The sequence below is a fragment of the Plectonema radiosum NIES-515 genome (assembly GCF_025753815.1).
GTDB classification, from domain to species: domain Bacteria; phylum Cyanobacteriota; class Cyanobacteriia; order Cyanobacteriales; family Nostocaceae; genus Hassallia; species Hassallia radiosum_A.
Genome location: NZ_JAOWRF010000262.1, coordinates 1 through 11,726 on the forward strand (window position 1 = coordinate 1; position 11,726 = coordinate 11,726).

Annotated in this window: 10 protein-coding genes; 6 read left to right on the top strand and 4 right to left on the bottom strand. The window is 43.4% G+C overall.

The genetic code is table 11. The annotated features are described in order from the left end of the window. Positions 1–31: 31 nt before the first annotated feature. The 3 genes from OGM63_RS18585 to OGM63_RS18595 form a co-directional block, all read right to left on the bottom strand. Entirely contained in the window at positions 32–2,935 is a 2,904-nt protein-coding gene (locus OGM63_RS18585) for a M16 family metallopeptidase (protein ID WP_318528498.1), read from the bottom strand. A gap of 143 nt (positions 2,936–3,078) precedes the next feature. Continuing rightward, positions 3,079–3,525, bottom strand: a complete 447-nt coding sequence (locus OGM63_RS18590) for a VOC family protein (RefSeq protein ID WP_263747143.1) — start codon at positions 3,523–3,525, stop codon at positions 3,079–3,081. A gap of 63 nt (positions 3,526–3,588) precedes the next feature. Next, positions 3,589–4,101 (bottom strand): TIGR02652 family protein, encoded by a 513-nt coding sequence (locus OGM63_RS18595; protein ID WP_263747144.1) that lies wholly within the window; start codon positions 4,099–4,101, stop codon positions 3,589–3,591. A 240-nt stretch (positions 4,102–4,341) separates the two neighbouring features. On the opposite strand from OGM63_RS18595, the gene OGM63_RS18600 reads away from it, so the two are divergent. The 3 genes from OGM63_RS18600 to OGM63_RS18610 all read left to right on the top strand — a co-directional run bounded on the left by OGM63_RS18600 (position 4,342) and on the right by OGM63_RS18610 (position 7,206). Then, complete coding sequence (locus tag OGM63_RS18600) at positions 4,342–4,872, top strand: gamma carbonic anhydrase family protein (RefSeq protein ID WP_263747145.1); 531 nt, start codon at positions 4,342–4,344, stop codon at positions 4,870–4,872. Positions 4,873–5,639: 767 nt separating this feature from the next. Continuing rightward, entirely contained in the window at positions 5,640–5,765 is a 126-nt protein-coding gene (locus OGM63_RS18605) for a photosystem II protein Y (RefSeq protein WP_445974561.1), read from the top strand. 73 nt (positions 5,766–5,838) lie between these two features. Then, positions 5,839–7,206, top strand: a complete 1,368-nt coding sequence (locus OGM63_RS18610) for a bifunctional folylpolyglutamate synthase/dihydrofolate synthase (RefSeq protein ID WP_263747146.1) — start codon at positions 5,839–5,841, stop codon at positions 7,204–7,206. Between the two features lie 358 nt (positions 7,207–7,564). On the opposite strand, the gene OGM63_RS18615 is transcribed toward OGM63_RS18610, so the two are convergent. Further along, the gene (locus tag OGM63_RS18615) at positions 7,565–8,863 is read right to left on the bottom strand and encodes an ABC transporter substrate-binding protein (protein WP_263747147.1); all 1,299 of its coding nucleotides are present in this window, start codon (positions 8,861–8,863) and stop codon (positions 7,565–7,567) included. A 116-nt stretch (positions 8,864–8,979) separates the two neighbouring features. Between OGM63_RS18615 and pilM the strand changes: the two genes are divergently transcribed. From pilM to OGM63_RS18630, 3 genes are read left to right on the top strand one after another with little or no spacing between them, the layout of a single operon-like run. Next, positions 8,980–10,089: a type IV pilus assembly protein PilM gene (gene pilM / locus OGM63_RS18620; protein WP_263747148.1), complete on the top strand. Its 1,110-nt coding sequence runs from the start codon at positions 8,980–8,982 to the stop codon at positions 10,087–10,089. A 4-nt stretch (positions 10,090–10,093) separates the two neighbouring features. Then, positions 10,094–10,864: a PilN domain-containing protein gene (locus OGM63_RS18625; protein WP_263747149.1), complete on the top strand. Its 771-nt coding sequence runs from the start codon at positions 10,094–10,096 to the stop codon at positions 10,862–10,864. Then, positions 10,861–11,616, top strand: coding sequence for a hypothetical protein (locus OGM63_RS18630; RefSeq protein ID WP_263747150.1), 756 nt, complete (start codon positions 10,861–10,863; stop codon positions 11,614–11,616). The genes OGM63_RS18625 and OGM63_RS18630 overlap by 4 nt, the downstream gene beginning before the upstream one ends. Positions 11,617–11,726 lie beyond the last annotated feature (110 nt).

Sequence of the window (11,726 nt, forward strand, 5' to 3'; positions counted from 1 at the left end):
CCTTGTCCCCCTTGTCCCCCTTGTCCCCTCTTCAAATTCCTTGTGCTAAAACAGCCGGACCTGCGGTGACTACTACAATTTTATCTGGATGAAGTAACTCACGAGCAGCAAGATTTACTTGGGCAAGATTGACTGTCTGGATTTTTTGGGTAAAAGAGCGTAATTCCATTTCATCTAATCCATACACTTGGTTCATGAGAATTCTTTTAGTTAATTCCTGTGGGTTTGCAAGAGTTACGGTGTAGTTGCTGATTAAGGTGCGTTTGGCTGTCTCTACTTCTTGGGTGCTGACACCGTGAGTATGGAGTTGTTGTAGCAGATTGCGGGTACTAGCGATCGCTTTACTTGCATCTTCTGGGCTGGTTTGCATTTCTATGGAAAATGTGCCGATATTTTTCCCAGCTTGGAAGTTGCTATAAATTCCATAAGTCAGACCTAGGCGATCGCGTACTTCTGTACCTAGTCTACTCGAAAGTGTATCGCCACCTAAAATCTGATTTAAGATTAAAGCCGCATAAAATCTTGGATCTTGACGGTTTATACCTATGTAACCCATATAAGTAATCGCTTGTGCTTTCCCAGGAACCACTGAATTGACATGGACTACTTTTTCTGGTAAAGATACAGCCGGATATTTTAATTTTGGTGGTTTACCGCTAACTTGCCAATCACTAAACTGGGTTTGAAGAAGCGATCGCACTTTCGTCGGTTCAAAATTTCCTACCAACACTAACACTGTCGTATCTGGACGATAATGTTTGGCTTTGAAATTAAGCACATCTTCACGGCTAATTTTTCGCAAACTCTTTTCGGTCGCAAAGGTGTGTGATGGATGATTTTTCGGATAAATAGATTGTAAAAATGTTTTTTCTGCTACTTCCGATGGGTCATCTAATTCCACTTCCAAAGCATTCAAAGCTTTTTGACGACTCAATTCCAACTCTTTGACAGCAAAAGTGGCATTTTTGACTCCATCAGCTAAAGTCTGAATTAAGACAGGCAAATCTGCTGCTAAACTATTACCCTGAATTCGCACACCTTCGCGATACGTTTGCAAATCCAGATTTGCTCCGCGTTCTTCCAAAGCTTGGGCAAGAGTTAAAATATCCTTGGTTTTTCTACCATTCATCAAGTTGTCTGCCACAAGAGATGCCAATCCGGCTTTATCCTCTGGATCAAATTCTGCCCCAGCTTTTAGATAACCACTCACCGTCACCGTGGGACTACTTTTATCAGGCAACAGCAATACCCGCAAACCATTGCCAAATATCACTTTTTCTGGTTGTCCCATTGCCTTTTCTAAGGAAAGTTTCTCAACAATGTCTGTAGTCGAATCCACATCTGGTAAATACTTCATCACCTCAGCGGGGGCTATGGGTGGCAGTAAACTAAAATTTTCTGTAGTTTGTACAGAATTTGCTTTGCTGCCATTTCCTTTAACCTGTTTCTGAGTTGGTTCAAAAAAGCCCACCGTGCGTGCTTCTTGTTGGAGATATTTATTTACCACACGTTTAACATCTGCCTCAGTGACTTCCCGAACCGCTTCTAAATACCGTTCTGTGTAGAGATAATCACCAGTAGTTAGCTCATCGTTAGCCAGTTGCATCCCTTGATTAGTGATATCACGGTTACTCAAAATTACCGAAGCTTCTAACTGCCTCTTGGCTCGTTTTACTTCTTTTGAAGTTACCCCAAAAGCCAGCTTACTGATTTCACTATTTAGTACTGAGTCAATTTTCCGCAAATCTTGATGAGGTGCCGCTGTCACCGATATCTTATACCAGCCAGAAAAGAGCAAACTAGCAACAGAAGCAGTAGCATCACTAGCCAAACCTGATTCCACTAATCCATGATAAAACCGAGAATTCCGTCCTTCTGTCAAGATGTAATCCATCACTTCCAACGCTGGCACATCGGGGTGATTCACCTGCGGCAATGGGTAGACTGCTTCTAATAACCCCGCTGAACCCGGTTCTCGTAAGACGATGGGAGTGTTTGAGAGGGGGAGGGGGGGAGTGGAGAAGGGGGGGAGAGGGGGAATGGAGGCAGAGGAGGCAGTGCGGTTTTGGTGTCGGAGCAAGTGGAGCAACTGCCGTGGGGAGGGGGGAATTTTGACTATTGACTGTTGACTCTTCGGTATTTTCCCAAATATCTCTTGTACTGCTTTGAGTGTTTTTCCGGTGTCAAAATCCCCGACAATCACCAAGACAGCGTTGTTAGGAGTATAGAATTTACGGTAATACTTACGTACTTGCTCAACTTGAAACTTCTCCACATCGGCTTTGGTGCCACCCACAGGCAACCCGTAAGCACTGTGGGGAAACGCTGCTTGCATGACAGCGCGGTTGAGACGGTAATCAGGACTATTTTCGTAACCTTGCAACTCAGAAATTACTACCCGTTTTTCACTCGCTAATTGTTGGGCATCAATTAGAGAGTTTTGCATTCTGTCTGCTTCCAGCACTAGGAAAGCTTTCAGCTTTTCCCGTTCTAAAGTGCCATAATATGCTGTTTGATCGTAGCTTGTGAAAGCATTTGAGTCGCTACCCAAAGCACTAAACAACCGTCCAAATTGAATTGGACGGTATGATGTACCCTTAAACATCATGTGTTCTAACTGGTGGGCAATGCCATTGACTCCTGGTTCTTCATTGCGGGAGCCGACTTTGTACCACACTTGCACAGCTACAACCGGCGCTGTATGCACTTCTTTTGTCAGGACAGTCAGACCATTTTCTAGCACCGTTTTGTTGACGTTTTCTGTCAATGTTGGGGTTTTTTGGTTTTTTGCTACAAGTTTTTTCTGGGGATTTACCTGATTGTAAGCAACCATAAGCTTACTCTCAACAGGTTTATGACTGAGAAACAACACCACAATCAGCCAGACGCTCAACATTAAGAACAGAAAACGGTACTTACGTAATGTAGAAAACACTAGCATTAACTTTTTAAGCTTTCTCTGTAAATACTATTACAATTTTTTTTGTAATTCTAATAGTTTAATCTTTTTCTGTAACTTATTGCCTTGGCAACACTACAGAGAAAGATTATTTGAGAGTTAATGGAAAGTAGAGGCTACTATTCGCCGATTTCCGATAATATCCGTATAAATTCCAGGGGTAATCCGTCAGTATCGGCAATAAAAGCAACTTCGTAGATACGCGAGCCTATTTGCTGCTGGGTTGGTTCTAAAAGCACTACCAACGGTTGCGATTGTTCACCTTGAGAAAGTGATGCGATCGCCAGACGTTCTTTGAGATTTGTTAACCAACTTGGTAAATCTGTGGTTATTTGTGTTAAATCAAATGACAGATGATAGTACCCCACATAATGCTCATCTGCGAATGCATCCGGGGCTGGTTTTGGTTCGGGAATTTGGATCAGCTCTATTCTGCCCCCCAATCCTTCCATCCAGCAAGCCAGAGTATAGCCTGTAGTGAAGCGCTCACAGACTGTAAACCCTAAGTGTTCGTAAAATGCGATCGCTCGATGAATATTCGCAGTCCGAATCGAAGCGTGATGCATAATTTTCTCATTAGTCAAAAGTCAAAAGTCATTTGTCTAGTAATGACTTTTGACTCATAACGATTACTCAAACAACCGAAAATAAGGATAGCGTACAGGCACACCCAGCTCTTTTTCCAAATCAAAATTTATCACTTCCCAGCAGCCGGATTCTGCGGAATCCGGGCTAAACTCTACTGGTAAGCCATAAAGCCGTGCAGATGTTGTCTCGCTTTGACCAGAACGCCAAGGTGTGCTGCGTTCTAAGTAGCCACTCATCAATTCTTGATACCGCTTGGCAATAATCACTTTTGTTGCTCGGTATCCTTGAGTATACAGCTTGTCTAGCGCTTCGTGAATTTCAAAGCGAATGCCATCGGGATGCGTGTGTTGCCGATACCATTCATTATTCCATCTTCGCCAATGACGCCCGGACTGAAGATGAATCAATTCACCATCTTTCGGATTCGCTTCAAAAGCCCCATGTCGAGCACATAGATATGTATCTGTTAGTGTCAATGCCGGAATTGTTTGACGGCAGTGGGGACACTGGATTTCGGGACCAAATATTGGGTACTGCAAGCCTGGATTCATCATGAAGTGCGTACAAACATACTTTTGTTTTCACCCGCTCTCATTGGTTTTAGTTTACACTTCTACTCCGTTACCTTGGGGTAATTACTTATTGTTGCACAGAGATTTCGTTGCCCTGTCAAGTTTCCACAAAGCGTATCCTCTGAACATCAAGGTTTAACACCGTGATATCCTGTTGAATGCAACAAGTCTCCAAGGTTGGAGTTTTTCCAGTGTTCCTGGGTACCATATTCATATTCTATCGTGTCTACCGTTTCTTACTGGTCTTCTCCTGATATTTCTCAAGCTGCCTTCGTTGCAGCTAATGCTGTGGTTATGGGTTCGGTAAACATAGCCGCTGGAGCGAGCATTTGGTATCAAGCAGTAATTAGGGGAGATGTGGAAAGCATTGAAATTGGCGAATGCACCAATATTCAGGATGGAGCAATTCTACACGGCGATCCAGGCTTTCCCACAATTTTAGAAGATTATGTCACCGTCGGGCATCGTGCTGTAATACATTCTGCTTACATTGAACGTGGCAGCTTAATTGGAATTGGCGCGATTATTTTGAACAAAGTGCGGGTAGGCGCTGGTAGCATTATTGGCGCTGGTGCAGTGGTGACAAAAAATGTACCTCCTTTATCTTTGGTAACTGGGGTTCCGGGGAAAGTGTTGCGGCAAGTCACCCACGACGAAGCTGCCGAACTTATCCAACACGCTCAACGTTACCAAAAGTTAGCTTTGGTTCATGCTGGCAAAGGTACTGATATCGGTTTTACAAATGGGGAATAGCCTTCAGGCTGAAGCCGGAACAAAGGCTGTGCAGATAGCGCTCGTGACCTCCCAACGGGAGAGCCACTACGAATAGACGGTACAGGCAACCACCGAATGGACTCACCGCAACGCAGCTCGGCTACATGAACAAAGCCTAGCGACCTGGGCTAAAAACCCTATTCTGTAGTCCAAGTCATGCGGACTTTGCACGCACAACGCCGCACCCTTCTACGATGTTGGGTTATATGAAAACACGGTAGATTTGTAAACATTCTTTACAAATAGGTCTGGAAAAATTTCCCACTTCGGCTAACAATAAAAATGAGAAGAGGATTACTAAATAGCCATAAAGCTTATGTCTGGTTAGTCAAAATTTGTGAATTCAAGTAAGCTTTTGAGGTGTATTGTGTTTTCTGCATCTGGTATACTCTTGTTTATGCCGAAAACCAAGGCGCTTACCTTTATGGTTTGTAAACCACAGTCGCGTTCATTACTAGCAAGCCTGTAAAAAGGTCACTCCTGGAGTCCGCAGTTTGTTAAATTTGCGCTCATATAATGCTTGAACAATGACTAAAAGCTTCAAAAAACTACTCGTTTAAAAGATAGGGTGGGCTACACCCGAATTTACGCTTGTGGACAAGAAGGAGCCGACTCCCTTGGTTGAAGCAAGAAGCAGACCCTCTAAAGGAAACTTTAGTTGAATGGCTAGCTTTAAAGAAGTTTGGTCAAGTTTTGTATAGCAGTTGACAAAACTTTAATTTCTAGTTAACAGAGGGGTTCTAAATATGAACATTGATATGCGTGTTGCGATCGTTTTAGCACCAATTGCTATTGCTGCTGGTTGGGCAGTTTTCAACATCGGTGCTGCTGCTTTAAGACAAGTTCAAGGCTTTTTAGACAGAGAAGCCTAAATTGACGTGGTTGTTAGTGGTTAGTAGTTATTTGTTACCACTAGCCACTAACCACGCTCCTACTAACTTATAAGTGAATATCGACTTATTACTACAACCCTTCCAACGCTTCGGCGTTAATCTGGGGTTAGACCGGATTGTCAAACTTTTGGCAAATCTTGGCAACCCCCATCATCAAGTCCCGGTAATTCACGTTGCTGGTACGAATGGGAAAGGTTCTGTTTGTGCTTATCTTTCCTCAGTACTGACTGAGGCGGGTTATCGCACAGGACGCTACACTTCACCGCATTTGGTCGATTGGACGGAACGCATTTGTTTGAATGAACAAGCGATCGCCTCGGAAACACTGTGTAAATTATTACTGCAAATCCAAGAGGCAATCAGCCCAGATGAAGAATCACCAACTCAGTTTGAAGTAATTACCGCAGCAGCTTGGTTATATTTTGCACAAAGTAAAGTCGATGTGGCGGTAGTAGAAGTTGGATTGGGAGGACGTTTAGATGCGACAAACGTTTGTTCGCAGCCTTTAGTAACTATTATCACTTCCATTAGCCGCGAACATTGGCAACAACTCGGTTCTACAGTCGCCGAGATTGCGAGAGAAAAAGCTGGGATTCTGAAACCTGGATGTCCGGCAGTTGTGGGAATATTGCCCGCAGATGCAGAAAAAGTCGTGCGATCGCGTACTCTAGAATTACAATGTCCATATATTGCGCCTCAACCTGCCCGTCAAATATCTCCAGGATGGGCAGAGTATGAACAAGCAGGAGAGACTTGGGGACTCCTTGGGGACAAGGGGGACTGCGTGATCAAGGGGGACAAGGGGGAAAACCTTCTCGTTTTTAACTCTGAAAATCCAAAATCGATTAAATATCGATTGCCCTTAGAAGGACAGATACAGTTAGCTAATTCAAGTTTAGCGATCGCAGCTTTAGAGATTTTACAACAAAAAGGTTGGCAGATATCACAAAAAGCCATCATCAACGGCATCGCCAAAACAAAATGGCTAGGACGAATGCAATGGACAACCTGGAGAAATCATAAACTATTAATTGATGGCGCTCATAACCCAGCCGCAGCCCAAGCCTTACGTGCCTATATAGATAGTCTGGATATTCCCAAAGTTAATTGGGTAATGGGAATGCTTTCCACCAAAGAACACGCCGACATCTTCCAAGCTTTACTGCGACCAAAGGACAGTTTATACTTAGCGCCAGTACCAGCTCATAGTTCAGCCGATACAAGCGAACTCGCAAAACTAGCTCAGAAAATTTGTCCAGAATTGAGCTATTGTCTAACTTATCCAGATTTATTATCAGCACTAGAAACAGCTTTTCGCGCAACCGATAATTTAGTCATTTTGTGCGGCTCCCTTTATCTCATAGGGCATTTTTTTGCAACCGTAAATACCTCAGACTTGAACCACCCACCGACACCCTAACCCTCTCCTCCTCTCGTTCCCACTCTCAGACTGCGAATGCTCTTTAAGGAGGGCTGCTGTCTCACCACCTGCATTCCCAGCAGTCGTGCTGAGAACGAGGTAAGGTAAAGTTTCAACTCCCAACTCCTCGTACAGACGTTCCACGCTCTAGGTCTCTACCGCACCTTTTGTACAGACGTTCCACGCTCTAGGTCTCTACGGTGCCTTTTGTACAGACGTGACCGTGGAACGTCTCTACCGCGCCTTTTGTACAGACGTTCCACGCTCTAGGTCTCTACGGCGCATTTTGTACAGACGTTCCACGCTCTAGGTCTCTACGGCGCCTTTTGTACAGACGTTCCACGCTCTAGGTCTCTACCTAACTCCTACTATTCCACTCCTGCGCTGCATCTTCAACAGCTTTATCTATTGTTTTCTCACCCAACATCGCTGCTTGCAAATTCTCATAAATTGCCTTTTGCAGCTTATTAAAATCCTTCAAAGTGGGAGTTAAAATTTCTGCTTGTTGCAACTCTTTTGCACTCATCACCCGCGCCTTTTCTTGAGTTGAAGCATTAGCCGGCACATCTTTAAAGTAGCTGTCAGAGAGCGCTTTAGTTGTCGATGGTAGAACATTTGCCGCTTTAGCAAACGCTAACTGATTCTCATCATTAGTCACAAATAGCGCGAATTTAACAGCCGCATCTGGTTGCTTAGTATCACGGGGGATAACTATGTTCATCACAGCGACATTTTTTTTGCCCGTTTCACCTGTGATTTGTGGTGCGGTTGCCGAAACTTCAGCTATTTTAGGCGCATTTATTGCGATTTGCTTTAAAAATTCCGGACCACTAGCTAGTATTGCCGTTTCTCCAGCTTGGTACAAATCGATCGCATGACGATGACCTTGAGTTAACACCTCTTGTGGTAAAAGTTTCTTCTTGTACAAGTCTACCCAATATTGAAACGCCGCTTTCCCTTGGGGAGTGTTAAAAGCCGCTTTGCCTTCAGCATCTAACAAAGTCACCCCCATCTGCACCAAAGACTCAATTACTTCACCCGAATCATGTGGTACGAAAGTCACAAAAAAAGCATATTTCCCAGTTTTTTCCTTAATTTGTTGAGCAAAAACTGCTAATTCCGTGTAAGTACTGGGTACTTTATTAATACTTAACTGTTTTAATAAAGCGGTGTTATAGATAGTTAGCCGCGTGGTGAGATACCAGGGAATCCCAAAACTTTTGCCATTAAGTGTGCTTGCTTTCCATATATTCGGCAGATAGAAGGAGCGTGTTTCGTTTGGGACTTTGGCATCCAAATTCAACCAGGCATTTCGTCCTGCAAGTTGAGATGCAAAATCCGGATTTAAGTTCACAACATCAGGTGGCGTTTTTCCGGATACAGCTGTTAAAATTTTGTTCTCCATCGCTGCCCAAGGTACATCAACCCAGTTCACCTTTATACCGGGATTTTGTGTTTGAAAAGTCGCAATTAAGCTTTGAAAGTAGTTGGTAAATTGAGGTTGGAGTTGCATTGTCCAAAACTCAATACTTGCCCCTGAAGAAACTTGTTTTGTACTTGTGCCGACATTACCTGTGCTACAGCTGACAATCCAACTGGTTAATAAGCCAAGCAGGACATAAACACTAAATCTTTTTAACTTTTGAATTTGAATCATCGTACTAATTGCTAATTGCTAATTGCTAATTGCTAATTGTCCCCCTTGTCCCCCTTGTCCCCCACTCCCCATTCCCCAAACTAAATTCTCTACTAAACAGTGCGACACGAAAAACTGTGGTTAAAAATTTCCAGAAATTCTTTAGCAAATCAAATAAAGGAGTCGGGATAGAACTTGCTCCTGAACGGGTGAATATAGCTCAACTACGCAAGCAGCCTCAAGGCTTAAAATTAGACTCCTTAATATCAGTGCCAGTTCCAGAAGGCATTTTTGTTGATGGTCAAATTGGCGATCCTGCTGCAATGGCAGAATTAATTCAGCAAGCGCTAGCTGAAAGTAAAATTAAAGCTTCTCGCGTTGCGACTGCTGTACCGGGACGAGAATCAATTATACGTTTGATACCAGTGCCGGCTGAGTTAGATGACAAAGAACTGCGGGAAATGGTGCTTAACCACGAAGCTGGTTTGTATTTGCCTTATCCCCGTGAAGAAGCTGATGTTGATTATCAGAAACTTGGATACAAAGTAGATGAAGATGGCATTGAGAAAGTAAATGTGCTTTTAGTAGCCACTCGTAAAGATATCACTGATTCTTATGTAAGTACGTTTGAGCAAGCGGGATTGCAAATTGATGTTTTAGAAATTAGCAGTTTTGCTTTAATTCGGACAATTCGCGAAAAATTGCGGCAATTCGGACCCCAAGAAGCAGCAGTGTTAGTTGATATCGAATTCGACAATACAGAAATTGCGATTATTATCAATGGAGTACCTGAATTTACACGTTCAGTACCGATAGGCACTTATCAAATGCAAACAGCTTTGTCAAAAGCAATGAATTTGCCAGCGTCACGAGATACCCAACTGTTGCAAGGCATGATTATTCCGACAACACCGATGGAACCTGGGGGAAAAACTGGTGTTACTGGCATTAATCCTGGTATGGCAGCGATGGTGCGAGAGTTGGGACTATTAACAGATGAAGTGCGTCGTTCAATCGATTTTTATCTCAATCAAGCTGAAAATTTGGAGGTAGCAGAGATTATGCTAGCAGGTTCGGGAGGTGGACTGGGGCAGTTAAATGAGTTTTTCACCCAAAGATTAAGTTTACCAACTACCCAAATCGATCCAGTGGTTGCGCTGTCGTTGGAAATTGACGAAGAAAAATACCCCTTGGTGCAACGTCCTGGATTAGGAATAGTGCTTGGTTTAGGAATGCGGGAAACATAACAAAATGTACAGTTTAGACGTTAATTTTCTTAAAGACCGCGCACCTCAGCCGAAAAATAAGGGCAAGAAACCAAGACAGGCAATTTCTCTTGGTGATTTAACACCGATATATATAGGAGCTACTGTTGGTGTGATTTTCCCGGCTTTGGTGGGGGGTGGATGGTGGTTTTTGCAAGGGAAAAATAGTGAGTTAGGGGAGAATATAGCCAAACTAGAGCAACAAAACCAACAATTAGAGTCGCAAGTTGGGAATATTAACAAAATCAAGGAAGAAACGAACAAAATTAAAGCAGAGACTCAAGCTTTAGTTAGTGTATTTGACCAAATTCGTCCTTGGTCTGCGATGTTGCAAGATATGCGCGATCGCATTCCCGCAACTGTGCAAATTGAAAACATCAAGCAAATCGCACCCACTACCGCTGTTCAAGGGCAACCAGCAGCCAATCCCGCTTCTGGAGTCGAAATTACTGGCTATGCTCGCTCTTTTAACGATGTCAACGATTTTTTACTCAGTCTCCAACAGTCGCGTTTCCTCAAATCCACCGATGGCAAAATTACAACAGCAGAGTTAGTAGATGCCCCCATACCTTCCGGTACTGTTCAACCTGCAAACACTGTATTAATTAAACCACCGCAAATAGTCAAATACACCATTCAATCCATTATGAGTGATGTTCCGGCTTCTCAGTTAACCCGCGAGTTGGAGCAAAAAGGCACAGTCGGATTAGTCAGCCGAATTCGCAGTCTCCAACAAACAGGAGTCATTTCCAAATGACCTACAGTGAAGATTTAAATTTTGGTGAACAAGACGGAGGGTTTGAGGCGGCTGGTTCTGCTTATCCTACCGCATTCGGCATTACCTTCACACCAAAAATCATTGGCATCTTGCCAGCGGTTTTGGGTTTGGGGGTAGCAGCTTTTATGCTTTTTAACTTAGTCATGCCGGCTTGGGACACCTTTCAACAACAGCAAACAAAAAGCCAAGACTTAGATTCGCAAATTCAGCAAAAGAATACCAATATCCGACAAATTGGCAAAGTTAAAGAAGAATTAGCGCAATCAAAACAGCAACAAATCCAAGTTTTATCTTTATTTGCCAATGAGAAAACCTTGGATACATTGCTACTCGATTTGAATCGCTTAGTTGAATCTGGTAATGCTCAAATTCCGGCAAATGCAGTTAAAGCCAAATTGAAAAAGTTTGCCCCATCTGGAGAGAAACCAGAACCGATTATCGATAGTAGTTTGGGACCACTGGTAAACGGCAAGTTAAAACGTAGCACTATTAATATTGAAATTCAAGGAACCTATGAACAAACACAATCGATTTTCCGCAATATTGAACGTTTACAGCCTTTGTTGTTAGTTAAAGATTATCAATCAACTTTGGCACCAGAACCTGCTGTTGAACCAGGTAAAAGCGTGCGTCGAGTTGGTCCTGCACCGATTACTACATCCTTTGTATTACAAGCCTTGATGCCACTTAATGCCGAGGAAGTAGCAGCAGCAACCAAAGCGAAGAAGTGAGATTCTCGCAAAGCCCTCAGGCTGGAAGCCTGGGGCTACACGGACAAAGCCCACCTTCGTGGGCTGGATTTCTTAGCCCACGAAGGTGGGCTTCGTAAGATTAGCCCCAG